Consider the following 18,877-nt stretch of genomic DNA (forward strand, 5'->3'; position numbering starts at 1 on the left):
CCCGGCCCCACATTTACACCCCCCCTCCGGTGTTCTCCCACCCCCCCCCTCCCCCCCCCTGTCCCGGCCGGACAGCAGTGACAGGCGTAGTTCGTCGGCGTCGACCGGGCCGTCGTTGCGAACGTCGACATCCAGCCGGATCTCACTGGACAGACCGAACAGCGCCGGCCAGTCCCAGCCGGTCGGCACAACGGTCACGTCGGTGATGTGCAGCCGGGCGGGGCCGGAGACCGTCGGTGCCAGCGGGGCGGCCGACCCGACGATGTCGATCGGGACGCTGCCGGTAACCGGCAGCACCGGCCCGGTGCCGGACCCACCGGCGTCGACGGTCCGGGCCCGGACCACGCATGGGCAGGCCACCGGGGGCTCCACCAGGACGAGCCGACTGGTCACCGCGTCGGCCCCCGGCACATGCAGTTGGCTGGCCTCGCTGGCGGCGCAGTCGACCGACCCGCGCGCGGCACGGTTGCCGCAGATCTCCAGCTGAACGTTCCCGGCCGGCCAGCCGGTGAGGGTGACGGTCAGCCACTCGCCGACCGCCGCGCTGGCCGCGTCCACGCTGACCTGCGGCGGGGCGGCGACCGCCGGGGCCGACGGCAGACCGCCGGCCCCGGCGATCAGGACCAGCGCGAGGGCACCCACCGAGGTCCGGCGACCGGTCATCGCGCGGGCGACGAGGCGGGCGACGACGAGGCGGCACCGTCTTCGGCGGGCTCGACGTCCGGCGAACCGTTCGAGGCGGGGGTGACCGCAGGCGAAGCCGGGGTGGCCACGGCTGCGGCCGCGCGGCGGGCACGCCAGCGGCGTACCCCGAACCACCCGGCGAGGGCGACGATCGTGGCGAGCAGCAACCACGGCGGTGCCCAGATACCGGCGGTACGGGTGACCGGTGGCAACGCCTCGTCCACGGTGGTCGGGGCCAGGTCGACGGTGGCGGTCAGCCGCAGCGCCGGCGGTACGCCGGTGATCTTCTCGGTCACCGTGAAGGTGCTGCCGGGCAGCAGTTCGGGCAGGTCGACCGGATCGGTGCGGGCCAGCTCCCAGCCCAGCGGGCCGTCCAGCAGCACCGCGCCCGTACCACCGACACGGATGTTCCCGGTGTTGCGCACCTGGTAGGTGACCTCCACGTCACCGTCGCCCAGCGGGTTGACCGGGTCGTCGTAGCTGATGCTCATCGATTCGATGTTGACCGCTGGCAGGACCGGGCCGTCGACCCGCAGGTAGACCCGGGCGGCGACCCGCTGGTCGACGTTGACCTGCTGGCCGCTGGCGTCGGTACGGAGTTGGGCGATCGAACCGATCACCCCGCCGGCGTGGTCGCCGGGTGTCGCGTTGGCCGGCACCGTCAGGCGGAACGGGATGTCCAGCCGCTCACCGCCCGGGATCGCGTACTCCCGCTGGTCGAAGTGGATCCAGGTGCCGACGTCGGTGGCCGGTTGGTCGGCCGGGAGCAGGGCGAACGCACCGTCGTCGGTGAGGAACCCGTCAGTGCCGTACACGGTGAACGTCCGGTCCTGGTCGCCGAGGTTGCGCACCGCGACGTGGTCGGTGATCTCCGCGCCCGGGGCGAGGTCGTAGACGAAGTAGTTGCGTCCGGTCGGCCCGTCCGCGCTGGACGGCTGTACCGCCCAGGTGACCGCGTCGGCCGGAGCCGGACCGGCCGGCTGCGCGGCGGCCGGGGTGGCGCCGGGCAACGCGAGCAGCCCGGCCACCAACAGGCCGATGGCGGCGCGGCGACGGTGCGGGCGACGGGCGGGCGGGGCGGACATCGGGCACTCCAGTCGGTCCGGTGGCCGGTGCGGGACTGTTGCGGCCCCACACCGGCCGGTAGAGCTGATCCTCAGGACAAGGTCAGCTGGGAGCTGATCCTCAGGACAAGGTCAGCGTCAGGGTCGCGGTGTAGTCACCCGACACCGCCCCAGCGGGTACGCCGAGGTTGAGCTGCGCGCCGCAGGTGAAGCTGCCGGCGCTGGCGCCGGCAGCCGAGGTGCACAGCGCCCGAGCGGTGCCGAGTCCGGCACCCGGGTCGGCCACCGCGCCCGGGGTGACCGTGCCGGTCGCCCCGATCAGCGGGTCGTCCACCACGGACGCGGTGGGCGCCCAGCCGAGGTTGTCCGCCGCGATGACCGCGTCGCCGCTGGCGACGAAGTCACCCACCTGGCCGACCAGACTCCAGCCGGCGTTGGTGCCGCGCAGGTCGGACACGGTGGCGGTGTTCAGCTCGCCGCTGGTGACGGCGCCGTTGCCGGTCGGCGGCAGGGTGACCGAGGAACCGGCCACGCTGAGCGTGAGCGGGCCGCCGGCCAGCACGGTCGCGGCGATCTGCTGGCTGGCGTCGCCGCCGCCGACCGGGGCCGCGAAGCTGATCGGAGTGAAGGTGTCCTGGCTGCGGTCGGCGGAGCCGCGCGCAGCGAAGGTGATCACATAGCACTGGGTGACAGTGCAGTCGACCGCGTTGCCGTTGCGGTCGGTGTACTGGGCACTGATCGGCAGCGTGGTGCTGAACGAGCCGTCCAGGTTCATCGTGTCCCGGGCGTCGGTCGGCTCGTTGGTGCTGCTCACCCACTTGGTGACCTGCAGGACACTGGCGTTGGTCCAGTGTTCGTCGACCTTCGGGCCGAACGACACGTAGATCCCTGCGGCGTTGTTGGCCTGCGGGTCGAAGCCGCTGCCGTCGACGGTGATGGTGGCGCCGGCCGGGTCGACGCCAGTGTCCGGGGTGGCGTCGACGGACGGAGCTGCCGGTCCACCGCCGCCGGAGGTGAACGCCTCGAACGACAGCGGGTCGAGGACCTGGCCAGCTGGGTAGAAGCCGGCGAAGGCGGTGGCGCCATCGGCGGTCAGGGTGGCGGCCAGGTCGGTGCCGGTTATCCCGTCCGCACCGGCCACCAGGTTGGCGCTGGTGGTGGTGAGGTCGGCGATGACCGCCTGGGTGACGTCGACCGACGGGAACGCGGTGCTCACCAACTCGACGTCGGCCTTGAGGACGGCGGTGCCGCCGGAGATGGCCACCGTCGGGTTGGCGAGGGTGATGGTGAACGTGTGCGCCGGGAACGAGAAGACGACCGTGCCGCCGTACGTGGCGTTCGTCTCACCGGTCTCGGCGTCGTAGCTGCCGCCGGTGGACGGGAAGGCGAACGTTCCATCGGCGTCGATCGACGCACCGTCACTCGCCGCGATCGGCGGGTTGCCGTCGCCGGACGACACGTAGTTGCGGAACGACTCCTTGAAGCCCCAGTTCAGGCTTGCCTCGGTGATGTCGGCAGGGGCAGCCACGGCGGGTGCGGCGCCAACGAGTGCGGTCGCGGCGCCGAGTACGGCCGCAGCCGCCCAGGTTGCCGACCGTCGCCCCAGAGCACCAGCTCTGGATGTGATCATCGACTGGTCCTTTCCGGATGGTTACTCACCGTGTTCTACTTCCACTGTGAACACGGCATGTGATCGGGATTAGGTTAGCCATGCCTAACAGATCTCGGCTCCGGCGCGGGTGCCTGATCTTCGAACCGGTCGGACCCTTGTCCCGACCTGCGGCGATGACTTAGGTTAGGCAAACCTTCATTGAGAACTCAACCGACGATCGTCGGAGGGATCACCCATGCCAACGCCGCTGCTCAGCGGCCGCGACACCGCGACCTTGGCGGTCGTGACCGCCACCGCCGCGACCGCCGCCGTACTCGCCGCACCACTGTTGGCGTCGCCGGCCCACGCGGACACCTCCGCGACCGGATCCGGCGGCCAGCGACTCACCGTCTCCGACTCCACCGGCATCAGCCGCTCCGGTGCGACCGTCACGGTGACCGGCACCGGGTACGACACCGATAAGGGCATCTACGTGGGGTTCTGTGTGGACAACGGCGCCGGGGCGCTGCCGACACCGTGCGGCGGCGGGGTGGACACCTCAGGCGGCAGCGGCAGCTCGCACTGGATCTCCAGCAACCCCCCGTCGTACGGCGAAGGACTGGCCGTGCCGTACGGCGACGGCGGCTCGTTCCAGGTCCGAGTCCCGCTGACCGCGAGGATCGGCGACGTCGACTGCACCGTTCGCACCTGCTCGGTGGTCACCCGAGCCGACCACACCCGGACCAGCGACCGCAGTCAGGACGTACGCGTCCCGATCAGCTTCGCTGCCGCCGCCGCGCCCGCCCTTACCAGCGCCGCCCCGGCGGCTGGCAGCCCGGACCGGACCACCGCGCCACCAGCCCCGGCAACCGGCGACGCCGCAGGCCCGGCCGACACCGACGGTACGGCCGGTGACGTCAGCAGCTCCGCACCAACTGCCGGTGCTGCCACCGGCCAACCGACCGACGACGCCGGCGGCCCGACCGCCGTCGCCGTCACCGGAACCGACCCAACCGGGTTGGCAGTCACCCGGGTCAGCACCGTCGGCCCGGCTGGTCGGTGGTGGAGCAGCACGCTGATTTTGCTGGCGCTCGGCGTGCTGGCGCTGGCCGGGCTGTCCGCTGTCCGCCGCCGCCGGAGCCGGTCGTGAACCGCCCGACACTGGTCGTGAACCGCCCGAGGCTGGTCGGGCTGCTCGCCGCCGCGCTACTCGCCGGCCCGGTGGCCGCCTGCGCCGACAGCGCCGCCGACACCGACGCGGCACCGGATCCAACGACCTGCGGGCCGGTCACCGCCGTCGTCGACGACGCGGTGACGCCGCTGGACCCGGCACCGCAGCCGGCGTTGCCGGTCACCGTCACCGACGCCGCCGGCGACCGGGTCACGGTGACCGACGCCGGCCGAATCCTGGCCGTCAACCTGTACGGCTCCATCGCCGAGATCGTGTTCAGCCTCGGCCTCGGTGGCCGGGTCGTCGGGCGGGACACCTCCACCGACTTCCCGGCCGCCGCCAACCTGCCGCTGGTCACTCCCGGCGGGCACGACCTGTCCACCGAGGCGGTCATGGCGCTGGACCCCAGCGTGGTGCTGCTCGATGACAGCATCGGCCCGCCCGAGGTGCTCGACCAGCTCCGCGCCGCCGGCATCCCGGTGGTACGCATCGGCGACGAGCAGAGCCTGGCCGCCGTACCGGTGCACATCCGGGAGGTCGCCGCCGCGCTCGGCGTCGCCGACGCCGGCGAGGCACTCGTCGCCCGGGTCGAGGGCGAGATCGCCGCCGCCCGCGACGGCATCGCGGACGACGCCGAGCGACCCCGGGTCGCCTTCCTCTACCTGCGCGGCACCGCCGGCGTCTACCTGATGGGCGGCGAAGGCGCCGGCTCGGACGCGATGATCGCCGCGGCCGGCGGCGAGGACGCCGGCACCACCATCGGACTGGCCCGGTTCCGGCCGCTGACCAGCGAGGGTCTGATTAACGCCGCGCCGGACATCATTCTGGTGATGACCAAGGGCCTCGAATCGGTCGGCGGGGTGGACGGACTGGTCGCCATGCCCGGCGTGGCCCAGACCCCAGCTGGTCAGCAGCGGCGGATTGTCGACATGGACGACACCGTGCTGCTCAACTTCGGGACCCGCACCGGCAAGGCGATCCAGGCTCTCGCCCGTGCCATCCACGGATGCCGGTGACGGCATGACACTCCCGGTACTCGCCGCCCGCCGGCCGCTGCTGCTCACCGGCCTCGCCGGCACGTTGCTCGTGGTCGGCGTGGTCGCTGCCGGCTCCGGACAGGTGCAGATCGCCCCGGCCGAGGTGGTCGCGTCGGTGCTGCACCGGCTCGGCCTGGAGATCGGCGCGTTGCCGACCGCACCGCACGGCGAGAACGCGCTGTGGATCGTCCGGTTCCCCCGGGTCGTCCTGGCCGCGGTCGTCGGCGCGTCGCTCGGCTGCGCTGGCGCCGTCATGCAGGGCGTCTTCGGTAACCCGCTGGCCGAGCCCGGCGTCATCGGAGTCTCCTCCGGAGCGGCGGTCGGCGCCGCTCTGGCCATCGTCACCGGGTTCTCCGCACTCGGCGGCTGGACGTTGGCCGCCGCCGCTTTCGTCGGCGGGCTGGCCACCACCTACCTGGTGTACGCGTTGTCCCGCGCCGACGGACGTACCGAGGTGGTCACCCTGGTACTCACCGGCATCGCGGTCAACGCCGTCGCCGGTGCCGCGATCGGGCTGCTGATGTTCGTCACCGACGCGGCCGGGGTGCAGGCGATCGCCTTCTGGAACCTCGGCAGCCTGGCCCAGGCCAACTGGAACGCGGTGGCGGTGGCCCTGCCCTGCCTGATCGTCGGGTTGGCCGCCGCGCTCGCCTCGGCCGGCAAGCTGGACCTGCTCGCCCTCGGCGAACGCTCCGCACGTCATCTCGGGGTGGACGTGGAACGGCTGCGGGTACGCATGATCGTCGTCACCGCGCTGCTCGGTGCCGCCGCGGTGGCCTTCACCGGCGTGATCAGCTTCATCGGTCTGGTGGTGCCGCATCTGGTCCGGATGGTCGCCGGACCAGGGCACCGGGTGCTGCTACCGGCCAGCGCGCTCGGTGGGGCGGTGGTGGTGATCGCCGCCGATCTGGCCGCCCGGACCCTGGTCGAGTACCAGGAACTGCCGCTCGGGGTGCTCACCGCGGTGGTCGGCGGTCCGGCCTTCTTCTGGCTGCTGCGCCGTACCCGGCGGCGGGCCGGAGGTTGGGGATGAGCCCGCCGCCGGCGCGGCTGCTCGGCCGGCGCACGCCTGTCCGCGTGCCGGCATCCCGGCCGGCCGGCACCGCGCTGATCGAGATCGACCAGCTGCGGGTCGAACTCGGCGGGCGAGCGGTGCTCGACCAGGTCGACCTGGTGGTTCACACTGGCGAGGTGATCGCCCTGGTCGGTCCCAACGGTGCCGGCAAGTCGACTCTGCTCGCCGCCATCGGCGGCGACGTCGCGGCGGCCGCCGGCGGGATCCGGATCGACGGCAGGCCGCAGTCCGCCTGGAGCTCGACCGAACTGGCGCTGCGCCGGGCGGTGCTGACCCAGCGCAGCGTGTTGTCATTCCCGTTCACCGTGGCCGAGGTGGTCCGGATGGGCCGGGCACCGTGGGCCGGGCTGTCCGCCGAGGAGTCCGACGATCCGATCGTCGACGAGTGTCTGGCCGCCACCGACGTGGCGCAGTTCGCGGGCCGCACCTTCACCTCGCTGTCCGGCGGCGAGCAGGCCCGCGCCGCGTTGGCCCGGGTGCTGGCCCAGCGGGCCGCCGCGCTGCTGCTCGACGAACCGACCGCCGCGCTCGACCTGCACCACCAGGAGCTGGTACTACGGCTCGCCCGACAGCGGGCCGCCGCCGGTGACGCCGTCGTGGTGGTGCTGCACGACCTCGGTCTGGCCGGCGCGTACGCGGACCGGATCGCGTTGCTGTCGGCCGGTCGGCTGCGGACCGTCGGACCGCCCGAGCAGGTCCTCACCGGTGCGCTGCTCAGCGAGGTATACCGGCACGACATCGAGGTGTTGCCGCACCCCGAGACCCGACTCCCGCTGGTCGTTCCGCGACGGCAGCATCCGACCCGGCAAGGAAAGGAACCCCGAGTTGAGTGACACCTTCTCCGCCCGGCTACGGGCGGCAAGCTGGCAGGACCACCAAGCGGCCGAGTCCCAGCGGTACGTCTCCGCGCTGGTCGCCGGGGAGCTGCCCCGACAGCGGTACGCCGACCTGGTCGCCCAGCACCACTTCATCTACCAGGTGCTGGAGGAGGCGGCCGACGCGATGCGCGAGGATCCGCTGGCCGGCGACTTCGTCGACGACCGGTTGACCCGGTTGCCGGCGTTGGAAGCCGACCTGGCGTACCTGCTCGGCCCGGACTGGGCCGGCCGGGTCGGCCCGAACCTGGCGACCCGCCGCTACGTCGCCCGGATGCAGGAGGTCTGCTTCACCTTCGCGCCGGCGTTCATCGCCCACCACTACACCCGGTACCTCGGCGACCTGTCCGGCGGGTTGTTCATCGGCCGTCAGGTGGCGCAGACATACGGGCTGACCGAGGAGGGCGGCGTGGCGTTCTACCACTTCGCCGGCATCGACGATCCGCGCGGGTACAAGAACGCGTACCGGGCCCGGCTGGACGCCCTGCCGCTGGACGTCACCGCCGAGGCGGCTCTGGTCGGTGAGGTGGCGGTGGCCTACCGGCACAACTCGGCGGTCCTCGCCGAGCTGGGCCAGGAGCAGGAGCCGAAGTCGGTGGCGTCGGAGTCGATGGAGTCGGCGGCGTGAGCGCGGCGCAGGGCCAGGCCGGGCCGACGCAGGGCCAGCCGACCGACCCGTTCACCGCCGAGGTGGTCGCCCAGGTTGCCCGGCACATGAACGACGACCACGCCGCCGACTCGTTGCTGATCTGCCGGTCGCTGGGTGGCACCCCGCAGGCGTCGGCTGCCCGGATGACCGACCTGGACGCCGACGGCATCGATTTCGCGGCCACCGTGGCCGGCGTCGAGGTGCCGGTCCGGGTGCCGTTCGCGTACCGACTCACCGAACGGGTCCAGGTCCGCCACGAGGTGGTCCGGATGTACCAGGAGGCCTGCGCCCAACTGGGCGTCACGCCCCGCCCGGCGGACGGCTGACCGGCAAGCGAGCGGAGCCCTCCGGCGTATGCGACGATCGCAAAATGGTTGCCAAACGGCATCGCGGGCATATCGCCCGCACCGGTGTCGCGGTGCGACTCGCCGCCTGGCTGGTGTCGGCCGTCGCCGTACTGTCGATCGCCGGGTGCACCGGGATCGGGATCGGCGAAGCACCCGAGTCCGGCAGCGCGACGTACTCGGCGTGGGGGCTGAACGAGGCGTCCAGCGCGCTGACCGGCTCCGACCGGATGATCGTCCTCAACGGCGACGTGCAGCGCAGCGAGCAGGAGTTCTTCCAGGTACGCGGGGTGTGGGGGCCGGACGGCTTCACCCTCGACGAGACGTCCGCGACCAAGGTACGGGCGTTGGCCGGCCAACTGCCGCAACGCACAGGTGACCCGGACTGTCACCGGCTGGTCCTGGTCAACCACGGCTTCTTCGGCGGCGGGGCGATCGCCGTGGTCGACCCGGAGGAGTTCCCGCCCGACGAGCCGGTGGTCGCCCGGCCACTGAACTGACCTCGCCTGCCAGGGCTGATGCCGCAGGTACATCAAGATGCACCTGCGGCATCGAGCTCGACCGGCACCCCCGCCCCGGGGCGGGCATTGATTTCAGACGGTTCTAGCCGGTGGTCACGGTTGGTGCCGCGTCGCAGGGCAGACCGTTGAGAGTGAACCCGGCCGGTGCCGGTCCGGCACCTGCGCCGCCGCTGCCGAGGAAGCCGAATTCGACCCGGCCACCGGCGGGCAGTGACGCGTTCCAGGCGGCGTTGGTGGCGGTCACCGTCGACTCATCCTGGGTGATCACCGCGTTCCAGGCGACCGCGACCTGCTGTACACCCGCGAACGACCAGCCGAGCGACCAGCCGTCGATCGGCTCGTCACCCGTGTTGGTGACGCCCACCGTCACGGTGAAACCCGATCCCCAGTCGCTGTCCACCCGGTAGTCGACCAGGCACTCGGCGACCGGATCCGGTTCGTCGGCCTCGAAAGTGATCCGGTGCAACTGGCCGGGCAGGTCGTTGGCGAGGTAGAACTCGCCGTCCGCAGCCACCGCGAGGGTGGTCGGCTGGATCGGCAGCTCGCCGATGACCGCTGTGTCGTACCCACCGTCCGCGTCGGGCCGAATCGCGTACGCGGTCGCCGAGCAGTAGTCGGTGGCCAGGTAGGTGCCGGCGGCGGCGGATTCGCTGCCCCGGTAGACGTGGCCGCCGATCACAGCGCAGCCGCCGACCGAGGTCTGGTAATGGAACACCGGGTCGACGTACTCGGCGGCCGGGTCGCACCGCTGCGGATCGAACTCGACCGGGCCTTCCCGGCAGGACCAGCCGAGGTTGGCACCGGCCACCCCGCGCAGATGGTTGACCTCCTCGTAGCTGCCCTGTCCGACGTCGGCGATCCACAGCGAGCCGTCCGCCGGGTCGAACGAGAACCGCCACGGGTTGCGCAGGCCGTACGCCCAGATCTCGGCGCGGGCGCCGGCTTCGTCGACGAACGGATTGTCCGTCGGTACGCAGTACGCAAGGTCGCCGCAGGCGGCCGAGACGTCCAGCCGGAGGATCTTGCCGAGCAGGGTGCCGAGATCCTGACCGGTGCCGAGCACGTCGTCGGCGCCGCCGCCGTCGCCGATGCTCCAGTAGAGGTGGCCGTCCGGGCCGAAGGCCAACTGTCCGCCGTTGTGGTTGGCGTACTCGGCGTGCGGCTGGCTCAGCAGGATCTCCTCCCGGTCGGCCGGCACCGGCTGCTGGTCGGCGGCCTCCAGTGGCAGCCGGGACAGGGTGACCGCGCCGTCGGGCAGCGCGGTGTACGCCAGGTAGATCGCCGGGTCGGCGGCGAATCCGGGGGACGTGGCGATGCCCAGCAGGCCGCGTTCGTTGCCGGAGGTGTCGACCCGGTCGCTGATGTCCAGCAGCGCCGCCTCGGCCAGGCCGGAGGCCGGGTGGTAGATGCGCACCCGACCGGCCTTCTCGGTGATGAACAGCCGGCCGCTGCCGTCGTCCGGGGCCACCATCGCGGTCGGTCGTTGCAGCCCGAAGGCGACCTGGGTGCTGGTGACGGAGATCTGGTCGAGTGGCACCTCGGCGGCCGCCGAGGTCGCCGCCGAGGTGAGGTCGGCGGGCTCGGCGTGCGGGTCGGTGTACGGCGTGGCGTGAGCTGCGGTTGCGGACAGCGCCAGCGCGGTCGCGGCGAGTGTCGTCGCGGCGACCCGCCAACCAGCCAACGCATAAGATCGAGAATCTCTCATATTCATGATGATCAGCTTATGGCCGGGGTGACCCGATCGCCACGCCTCCGCCACCCGGCGGACACAGATTGCACCACTCAGAGTAGTCAAACGGGCGCACATAGTGGTTACTCTGGGTACATGGAGCCGGACTCCCCCGACCCGATCCAGATCGCCGAACTGGTGATCGCCTGGTCCGGTGGGATAATCGCGGCTTTTGCCCTTTTGGTCACTGCGTTGACGGTGGTCTTCGTCTTCGCGGGTTTCGTCGGTGTCCGTGAACTGCGCACCATCCGGCGCACCGGCGCCCGCGCCCGGCTGGAGCTCGACCGCCAACGGGTGGTCGCCGAGGAGATCGTCGCGCAGGCCGACCGGGCCATCGACCAGGCGGAAACCCTCTCCGAGCAGGCCGACACGCTGGTCGGCCGGGTGGAGACGGCGGTCGGCCGGGCCGAACGCCAGTCCGAGCAGGTACACCTGCTGATCGAGGACATGCGGTCCCGGCTGAGCGACTTCGATCACCGGTTGACCACCCAGGTCGAGGTCTCCTACCTGTTCAATCAGGGAGAGGCCGCGTACTGGGAGGGCTACTACGAGAAGGCGGTGGAATGCCTGCGCCGGGCGGTCGAACTCGATCCGCGTAACCCCCGGGTGCGCTACCGGTTGGGCCGGTCGCTGACCAACCTCGGCGAGGACGCCGCCGCCGAGGAGGAGTTGACCACCGCCATGGCGCACCGGTTGCCGACCGACGCCGCCGACCGGGCGCTGGCCCTGCTGCACCGCTACGCACGGCCGGACCGGGCGCTGGCCTACGCCCGCAACTCGACCAAGCACGGCCCGCACGACGCGCAGAACTGGAATTGTCTTGGGCTGCTGCTCCGCGACAACGGCGACTTCACCGCCGCCCGGGATGCCCACCAGCAGGCCAACCGGTTGGACCAGGAACTTGTCTCCACCCCGTTCTTCCTGGCGCTGCTCGCCGCCCACGGCCAGGCGCTGCCACACGCCCGGGACCGCTCCGCCGAAGCGATCAGCCGGCTCGACTCCAGCGAACGCCGGGCCAAGATCAAGCCCATGTGGGCGTCGTTGATCCGGTGGACCGACGAGGTGCTGCGCGGCAACTACGCCGAGGCCGACCTGCACGCCGCGGTGCTCTACCAGACCTGCAAGTCGAGTCGGCGGGCCCGGGAGATCTGTGACCACATGGACTTCCTGCTGCGGTCACTGGCCCGCGAGGAGCACCGGGACCGTTACCTCGGGGCCATCGAACGCACCTGGCTGACCAGCCGGCCCTGCTGACTATCTGCCCGCTGGCTTGCAGCCTGCCGACCGCCGCTATCCCTGTTTGCCGGCCGCTCCGGAGATGGCCGCCACGCCGACTGCGGCGAGCGCCACCTGCAACGCGAGCTCGATCCAGTCGACGCCCCGGGTCTCGGCCACCCCGAACAGGCTGGCGACCAGGGTGCCGAGCAGCGCCGCCACCACACCGATCAGCAAGGTGACCCAGATCCTCAGCTTCTGCTTGCCCGGGACGACCAGCCGCCCGAGCGCTCCAACGATGAGACCGATGATCAGCGCCGAGAAGATTCCGTCGATTTCCACCGCATACCCCCTGTACCGGTCGGCTGGCCGCCCCTACCGCACTGTCGGCCCTCTCCTACCACCATGCCAGAACCAGGCAACGACGCCCATTGCGTCAAGCACCGGACAACCATCGATGAATCACAGTAGATAGTCGCACTGAGCTGGATCTTCTCAGCAGGTTCGCAGCATGACGCGATAATCTCTCGGGTAAGACAGAGCTGTCCTGCCCTCGTCACCCCTCGACTGGAGCATCGGCATGTCGGCACCGGACGCGCCCGCCACGACAGCCCTCCGAGCCCTCCGCGGAACGCCGATCTGGGCGGTGCTGACCATCGCCGTCGGCGCGCTGCTCATGGCGACCAGCGCGACCGCGGTCGTCGGCGGCAAGCTGCTGATCGACCGGTACACGAGTCGAATCCAGCAGCAGGACCTGCTGGCCGGTGCCGCGAAGGTCCCACAGGAGCCCGACGGCGAGGCGCTGGACGGCCCGATCACCATGCTGCTGCTCGGCGTGGACGAACGGGGCAGCCGACCTGGCGAGATGCGGTCCGACACGATCATCATCCTGCACGTGCCGGCCACCCACGATCAGGCGTACCTGGTGTCGGTCCCCCGGGACACCTGGGTCGAGGCGCCGGCGTTCGAGCCGAGCGGATACCCCGGCGGCGAGTCGAAGATCACTGACGTGTTCCGGGCCGGCTCGCGCAACGGAGTCGGCCGGGCCGGCGGCGCGCAACTCGTCGCACTCACCCTCAAGGACCTGACCGGCATCGAGTTCGACGGCGCGGCGATCATCGACTTCGGCGGTTTCCGGAATGTCATCGACGCACTCGGCGGGGTTCGGATGTGCGTTGACCAGCGGGTGAAGTCGCAGCACATGCGGCTGGTCGACGGCGAGCCCAGCTGGCTGGCCGAGGCCCGCGAGGTCGGCGGCGGCGAGGAGCTGTGGCACGAGGAGGGCTGCAAGCGGATGGCCGGGTGGGAGGCGCTGGACTACTCCCGCCAGCGCTACGGCCTGCCGAACGGGGACTACGACCGGCAGCGTCACCAGCGGCAGCTGCTGAAGGCCATGGTGCAGGAGGCGAGCAGCACCGGCGTACTGACCAACCCGGCGAAGATCGACCGGGTGATCACCGCGGCCGGCAAGGCCTTCGTACTGGACACCGGCGGCGTCCCGATCGCCGATTTCGTATTCACCCTGCGCGGGATCACCGCGAACGACCTCATCATGGTGAAGACCAACGGTGGCGGGTTCAATCCGGCCGGATTCAGCAGTACGGCGGCCGAACGGCTCACGCCGGAGAGCCTGGAGATGTTCGACGCGGTACGGACCGGCACACTGGACGACTACCTGTTGGCCAACCCGGACGCCGTCCAGCGGGATTGACCGTCCGACTCATCGGGACATCCGTCACCGTGATTCCCGCCGCACGGTCCACATCGGTACGGTGTCTCCATGACCGCCGCGTACCCGGTCCGGGTCAGCTTCACCAATCACGTCACCGCCGCCGACTGGCAGGCACTGCAACAGGCCGGGCAGCCGGTCCAGCTAGGCCGCAAACATGGTCTCTTCCTGCAGGACGAGCAGAGCCGCGACGTGTTCCTGCTGCTCGGCGGGGCGGTCAAGGTGTACCGGACCGAGGCCAACGGCAGCGAGACGATGCTGACCGTCCGGTCTACTGGGGATCTGCTCGGTGACATCGCCGCGCTGGACGGCACGCCCCGGTCGGCCAGTGTCTCGGTGCTGCGCCCGGTCACTGCCCGGAAGCTGACCACCGAACAGTTCCTCGCCGTGGTCGACGACCGCGACCTGCACCCCGCGCTGCGCCGCTACACCAACGCCCGGCTGCGTGAATCCGACGAGCAGCGGGTGGAGATCGCCTCGCTGCCGGTGCCGCAACGGCTCGCCAGGGCGCTACTCCGGCTCGCCAAGGCCAGCCCGGACGGCCCGAACCAGGTCTCGCTCGACCTCGGGCTCTCCCAGGACGGCCTGGCCCAACTGATCGGGGCGTCCCGCAACGCGGTAGTGACCGCGATCAGCCGGTTCCGTGACGACCGGTTGATCGCGACCGCACCCCGCCGGTTCATGCTGCTCGACCTCGGCCGGCTCGCCCGGATCGGATACAGCGGACCACGGTCCGGCAGCCACTCGTCGACCTGAGTATCCGCCGGCCTGAATGCCTGTCGACCGAACAGCAGACTTTGGGAAACCGATTGTCTGGGCGGAGCCGCGATCAGTTCGGTCCGGGTCGCGGACCGGCCACCCGGTGACCATCTTGGTCCATTGATGGCCGCGTTGCCCACTGGTTGGCAGAAAACATCGGGCAACTTGGGCACGATGCGGAGCCGACGAAACTCGACCTTCGACAGGAGCACCGGTGGTCGTCACCCCTCCGCCATTCACCGTGACCCGGGAGTTGCCGCCATACACCGGCATCCTCGCCGTCGACGCCAAAGGTTTCACCGCCGAGCCCGGCGGCACCCATCAGGACATCAACCAGCTCATTCCCCAATTGGTCCAGCAGGCCTTCGACGCGGCGGCGATCGGCGAAGCCTGGCAGGACCCGCTGTTCTACGGCGACAGCGGCGACGGGCTCGCGATCGGCGTACCGACCCGGCTGCTCCCCGCCCTGGTGCACCCGTTCCTGGCGGTGCTGCAGCACGTGCTGGCCGAATACAACGCCGGTGTCTCGCGCGGCCAGCCGGTCATCCGGCTGCGTGCCAGCCTGCACGTCGGGCCGCTGCCGGTCGATCCGGACCGGCCGGAGCGGGCCGGCAACGGCACCGCCCGCAACGAGACGCACCGGCTACTCGACTCCGACGCGGTCCGGATCATGCTCGACTCGGCCCAGCCGACGATCACCCACGTCGCGGCGATCCTGTCCGACCGGGTCTTCACCGACGTCGTCCGGGCCGGCTACACCAGCCGGCATCCGGACCACTTCATCGAGGTCTCGGCGACCGTGCCGGGCAAGAGCTTCAGCCAGCAGGCCTGGCTGTACGTGCCGGAGCCGTCCGGCAGTCTGCTGGCGGTGCCACGGTTCGCCCCGCAGCCGACGGTGCCCGAGTCAGCGGGCGGCCCGGCGGCACCGGACAGCGAACGCGCACCCACCGGCAACGCCGGCGGTCGACAGCCCGCGCAGACCGGCGAGCTGCGAATCCGCAGCAACTCCGGGCAGGCGGCCAACCAGGTCAACGGTGGGATGTGGCAGTCCCGGGGCGGACGTCACGGATGATCCGTACCGACCGGAACCTGCCGGAACTCGCCGAGCCCGACCGGCCGGAGCCGGCCGACCAGGACCTACCGGAGCTCGCCGACCGGGACCTACCGGAGCTGGCTGACCTCGATGACCTCGACGCGCTGGACGAGCTCGACGGCGGCGGTACCGACCTGCCAGCCGGCGGCACCGGTGCCGCCGTGACCGTCGACCACAACGACGGGCAGGTCGCCAACGTCGTCTACGGCGGTCTGCACCAGTACGTCCAGCGGGTACGGGACTACCACGAGCTCAGTGCCGAGTACGTGCGGGACCGGCTGGCCGGATTCGTCGACCCGGGCTACCGCACCGTCGCAGGCGACCGGCTGACCGCCGAGACCGCGGTCGCCCGGATGCGTCGGGACGGCGGAGTGATCCTGGTCGGCGGCCCCGGGACCGGGCGGTACACGGCCGCGCTGCGGCTGCTGCACGGCACCGGGCTACGGCTGCGGGAGATCCGGCCGACTTTCGACCCTGCCCGTGGCGAACAGCTGACCATCGCGGAGCTGCCGGTCGCGCCGGGCTACGCGTACCTGCTCGAACTGCCCGAACACGCCCCGCACATCCGGTACGGCTTTGCCCGGGACATCGCTGCCTACTGCGACAGCCTGGCCCGGCGGGGTTCGGCCATCGCGGTCACCGTCACCGGTACGACCTGGGAGCAGCTCGGCGCGGTACGCGACGGCCCGGTGCTGCACGTGGCGGCACCACCCGCCGATCTGGTCCTCGGCCGGCGGCTGCATCAGCTTCGGCCGGATCTGGCGCTCGACTGGCTGACCGGTCAGCCGCAGATCGCCGAGCTGTTGGTTGACGCGTCACCCGCCGAAGCGGTCCGGCTGGCCCAGCTCGCCGCCGACGTGCTGACCGCCCAGCCTGGGCCGGCCGGCCCGCCGGTCACCGCCGGAACCGACGCCGGCCGGCAACTGGTCGAGGCGCTGGTCTCGGCGTACCGCAACTGGGAGGTGGAGCTGACCGCCTGGTTCCACCACCATCCCGACCCACGCCACCGGGCGTTCCTGGTCGCCGCCGCAGCGTTGGAGGGTGCCCCGGCGGGACGGGTGCTCAGTGCCGCCGAGGCGCTCGACGCCCGGCTCGCCGGCACCGACGCACCACCGGCCAGCCTCGGGCACGCTGGCGTCCGTACCCTGGTCGAGACCGTCGACGCGTACCTCGACGACGATCACACGGTCCGCTACCGCCGGGCCCGGTACGCCGAGGCGGTGCTCGATTTCGTCATCACCGACCGGGCCGACACGTTCCAGCGCGAACTGTGGCGGTGGGTGTCCGAGCTGCCGCTGCGGGGCGGACAGCGGCGCGGTCCCGTCGACCGTGCGTTGGCCACCCGCAGCGCCGAACTGGTGCTGCACACCGCGCTCCGGCGGCGTACCCCCGAGATTCTCAGCCAGGTGGCACCGGCCTGGAGCCGGCGCGCCGGGCTGCGCGGGGCGCTGGTACACGTGCTGGGCATCGCCGCGCTCAGCCCGGAGATCGGTGCCGCCGTCCGCCAGCAGCTCTACCGCTGGGCGCAGGGCAGCAGCAACCCGGCCGTGCTGATCGCGGTGGCCGAGGTCTGCGGTGGCGAGTTCGCCGACTTCTACGTCGAACAGGCGATGGTCCGGCTGGGCCACCTGGCCCGGCACGACATCGCCGAGGTCGACGAGGCGGTACTCACCGCGCTGGCGGCACTGTGGCGGCGGCCGGCGCTGCGCCAGCCGGTGCTGCTGCGGTTGGCGCACTGGCTGGCCGACGACCAGCCGCGGCGGGCCGCGCTCGCCGCCGTCGCGCTGAATCTACTCGGCCGGCCGGAGCAGCCTCGGGCCGGCGACGGCCCAGCGCACGGCCCAGTCGACCCGGCGCACGGACCAGCCGACCAGCCCACCGGGCCACAGGCGCCGGTCCGGCAGCCCGACCGGGTGCTCGCCGAACTCGTCGTGGCCACCCCGGTGGTCCAGGACGCGATCGGGGTGGCGCTGGGCCGCGTGCTGGACGTCCGGCAGCTGCCGGGCAGCGTCGAAGCTCTGCTGCACCGGTGGTTCGACGACGCGGCGGCCGACCCCGGGCTGGTCGACGCGCTCACCCACGTCCTCGGCCGCACCGTCACCGCCGGTCCCGCCGCCGCCCGGCGGGTGGCCCGGCTGCGCGCGCTGCTGACCGCCTGGCCGGCCACCGACGACCCGGCGCGTCAGGCGGAACTCCGCCGGCACCTCGTCGACCAGCTGCGCCGTGCGAACCCGATCGCGGCCTGCCCCCGGCCCGCACCGCTACTGCCGTCTCTGCTCTCCAGTGCCGCCGAGGAGTTGTGATGCCCGGTTTCTTCGACGTGTTCCGTAGCAGCCCCGTACCGGTGCTGCCCGGTCCGGACCAGGACGAGTTCACCGACCGGCTACCGGCAGCGCTGTCCGGCACCGAGTTCGTCGCCACGTTCGCCACTGCGTGGCAGCCGCTGCGCCAGCATGACCGGGCCGCCGCCACTGTCCGCTGGTGCATGCTGGACGCGGCCCGCCGGATCGCCGCCCCGCGCAGGGTCACCGAGCGGACCATGCTGGAGGCCGAGCTGAACACCCGGCTGCCGCAGATGGATCTGACCGCCTCGCACCTGCGGCTCCTGGGCTGCACGGTCAGACTGGCGGTGGACGCCCAGGCCGAGCAGGACACGCAGACGGTCGACAAGCTCACCCGGGAGCTGCGGATCCAGCGGCTGCGGCAGCAGTTGGAGCAGGAGCAGATGGGCTACCTGCGGGACAAGGTGCTCACCGACCCGGCGACCGCTCGGTCCTACTGGTTCATGCACCACCCGGACGCGTTGACGTCGCTGCTCGACGACACCTTCGAACAGGTCGCCGCGAAGCTGACCGGTGGCGGCGACCAGCAGACCGCGGTGATCGCCGAGACGGTGCAGGACTTCGTCGGTGGTCTCACCGCCGACGAACGGCGGTACCTGCTGGACCGGCTCGGCGATGTGTTCGTCTCCTTCGACCGGGGTGACCTCGCCGGCCGGGTCCTCGACGCGTGACCGCCGACCCCGTACTCAGGTCAGGTCGGCGTCGTGCACCAGTACGGCGATCTGCACCCGGTTGTTCAGCTCCAGCCGGGACAGCAGCCGGCGCCGTGACATCGCCTGGTCCGTTCGGCGGTGGCCGGGTGGTCGTCGGTCCGGGCGCGACCGAGCGGTACGGCGGTCGGCCTGCTCGCCGGGCTGGTGCTGGCTCGGCGCTGCGCCGGCGGGCGGCAGTTCTGGCGCCGGGCCGGGCCGTGAGGACGGTTACCTCAGCGACGTCACTGGGTACCAGGTTGCCCATCCGCCGGCCGGATCCCACCACCAGCAGGTGCGGCGGGGCCGG

The 18,877-nt window shown here is 71.7% G+C and carries 18 protein-coding genes and 1 pseudogene; 14 read left to right on the forward strand and 5 right to left on the reverse strand.

Going from position 1 to position 18,877, the window contains the following annotated elements; translation table 11 throughout:
• From ACXAHD_RS17755 to ACXAHD_RS17765, 3 genes and pseudogenes are all read right to left on the reverse strand, one after another.
• A pseudogene (locus ACXAHD_RS17755) lies at positions 1–663 on the reverse strand (hypothetical protein); the annotation flags it as partial.
• On the reverse strand, positions 660–1,769 hold the full coding sequence (locus tag ACXAHD_RS17760; RefSeq protein WP_281551536.1) for a WxL protein peptidoglycan domain-containing protein: 1,110 nt from the start codon (positions 1,767–1,769) through the stop codon (positions 660–662). The gene ACXAHD_RS17760 and the pseudogene ACXAHD_RS17755, both read right to left, overlap by 4 nt.
• Before the next feature lie 100 nt (positions 1,770–1,869).
• Positions 1,870–3,378 carry an HtaA domain-containing protein gene (locus ACXAHD_RS17765; protein WP_281551537.1) on the reverse strand — a complete coding sequence of 503 codons (1,509 nt, stop codon included), beginning with the start codon at positions 3,376–3,378 and terminating at the stop codon, positions 1,870–1,872.
• A gap of 217 nt (positions 3,379–3,595) precedes the next feature.
• Between ACXAHD_RS17765 and ACXAHD_RS17770 the strand changes: the two genes are divergently transcribed.
• From ACXAHD_RS17770 to ACXAHD_RS17800, 7 genes are read left to right on the forward strand one after another with little or no spacing between them, the layout of a single operon-like run.
• Positions 3,596–4,489 (forward strand): hypothetical protein, encoded by an 894-nt coding sequence (locus tag ACXAHD_RS17770; RefSeq protein WP_289211277.1) that lies wholly within the window; start codon positions 3,596–3,598, stop codon positions 4,487–4,489.
• Positions 4,486–5,526 (forward strand): heme/hemin ABC transporter substrate-binding protein, encoded by a 1,041-nt coding sequence (locus ACXAHD_RS17775; RefSeq protein WP_281551539.1) that lies wholly within the window; start codon positions 4,486–4,488, stop codon positions 5,524–5,526. The genes ACXAHD_RS17770 and ACXAHD_RS17775 overlap by 4 nt, the downstream gene beginning before the upstream one ends.
• 4 nt (positions 5,527–5,530) lie before the next feature.
• Positions 5,531–6,580 carry a FecCD family ABC transporter permease gene (locus ACXAHD_RS17780; protein ID WP_281551540.1) on the forward strand — a complete coding sequence of 350 codons (1,050 nt, stop codon included), beginning with the start codon at positions 5,531–5,533 and terminating at the stop codon, positions 6,578–6,580.
• Positions 6,577–7,455, forward strand: coding sequence for a heme ABC transporter ATP-binding protein (locus tag ACXAHD_RS17785; protein WP_289211278.1), 879 nt, complete (start codon positions 6,577–6,579; stop codon positions 7,453–7,455). The genes ACXAHD_RS17780 and ACXAHD_RS17785 overlap by 4 nt, the downstream gene beginning before the upstream one ends.
• A complete protein-coding gene (locus ACXAHD_RS17790) occupies positions 7,448–8,125 on the forward strand; it encodes a biliverdin-producing heme oxygenase (protein ID WP_281551542.1) in 678 nt (225 codons plus the stop codon). The genes ACXAHD_RS17785 and ACXAHD_RS17790 overlap by 8 nt, the downstream gene beginning before the upstream one ends.
• Complete coding sequence (locus ACXAHD_RS17795) at positions 8,122–8,472, forward strand: DUF2470 domain-containing protein (protein ID WP_281551543.1); 351 nt, start codon at positions 8,122–8,124, stop codon at positions 8,470–8,472. The genes ACXAHD_RS17790 and ACXAHD_RS17795 overlap by 4 nt, the downstream gene beginning before the upstream one ends.
• 44 nt (positions 8,473–8,516) lie before the next feature.
• Complete coding sequence (locus ACXAHD_RS17800) at positions 8,517–8,990, forward strand: hypothetical protein (protein ID WP_281551544.1); 474 nt, start codon at positions 8,517–8,519, stop codon at positions 8,988–8,990.
• A gap of 103 nt (positions 8,991–9,093) precedes the next feature.
• On the opposite strand, the gene ACXAHD_RS17805 is transcribed toward ACXAHD_RS17800, so the two are convergent.
• A complete protein-coding gene (locus ACXAHD_RS17805) occupies positions 9,094–10,716 on the reverse strand; it encodes a PQQ-dependent sugar dehydrogenase (protein ID WP_281567275.1) in 1,623 nt (540 codons plus the stop codon).
• Positions 10,717–10,836: 120 nt separating this feature from the next.
• On the opposite strand from ACXAHD_RS17805, the gene ACXAHD_RS17810 reads away from it, so the two are divergent.
• Complete coding sequence (locus ACXAHD_RS17810) at positions 10,837–11,994, forward strand: tetratricopeptide repeat protein (protein ID WP_281551546.1); 1,158 nt, start codon at positions 10,837–10,839, stop codon at positions 11,992–11,994.
• 36 nt (positions 11,995–12,030) lie between these two features.
• Here the strand turns inward: ACXAHD_RS17810 and ACXAHD_RS17815 are convergent, their stop codons facing one another.
• Complete coding sequence (locus ACXAHD_RS17815) at positions 12,031–12,297, reverse strand: GlsB/YeaQ/YmgE family stress response membrane protein (protein WP_475051785.1); 267 nt, start codon at positions 12,295–12,297, stop codon at positions 12,031–12,033.
• A 238-nt stretch (positions 12,298–12,535) separates the two neighbouring features.
• Between ACXAHD_RS17815 and ACXAHD_RS17820 the strand changes: the two genes are divergently transcribed.
• From ACXAHD_RS17820 to ACXAHD_RS17845, 6 genes are all read left to right on the forward strand, one after another.
• Positions 12,536–13,666, forward strand: coding sequence for an LCP family protein (locus ACXAHD_RS17820; protein ID WP_281551548.1), 1,131 nt, complete (start codon positions 12,536–12,538; stop codon positions 13,664–13,666).
• A 69-nt stretch (positions 13,667–13,735) separates the two neighbouring features.
• Positions 13,736–14,440 carry a Crp/Fnr family transcriptional regulator gene (locus tag ACXAHD_RS17825; protein WP_289211279.1) on the forward strand — a complete coding sequence of 235 codons (705 nt, stop codon included), beginning with the start codon at positions 13,736–13,738 and terminating at the stop codon, positions 14,438–14,440.
• A gap of 217 nt (positions 14,441–14,657) precedes the next feature.
• Positions 14,658–15,515 carry a hypothetical protein gene (locus tag ACXAHD_RS17830; RefSeq protein WP_281551550.1) on the forward strand — a complete coding sequence of 286 codons (858 nt, stop codon included), beginning with the start codon at positions 14,658–14,660 and terminating at the stop codon, positions 15,513–15,515.
• A complete protein-coding gene (locus ACXAHD_RS17835) occupies positions 15,512–17,839 on the forward strand; it encodes a hypothetical protein (RefSeq protein ID WP_475051789.1) in 2,328 nt (775 codons plus the stop codon). The genes ACXAHD_RS17830 and ACXAHD_RS17835 overlap by 4 nt, the downstream gene beginning before the upstream one ends.
• Positions 17,839–18,549 (forward strand): hypothetical protein, encoded by a 711-nt coding sequence (locus ACXAHD_RS17840; protein WP_289211281.1) that lies wholly within the window; start codon positions 17,839–17,841, stop codon positions 18,547–18,549. Before ACXAHD_RS17835 ends, ACXAHD_RS17840 begins: the two co-directional genes overlap by 1 nt.
• 120 nt (positions 18,550–18,669) lie before the next feature.
• Positions 18,670–18,792: a hypothetical protein gene (locus tag ACXAHD_RS17845; protein ID WP_289211282.1), complete on the forward strand. Its 123-nt coding sequence runs from the start codon at positions 18,670–18,672 to the stop codon at positions 18,790–18,792.
• Positions 18,793–18,877 lie beyond the last annotated feature (85 nt).

Source organism: Micromonospora sp. ABR4_055, assembly GCF_056160425.1.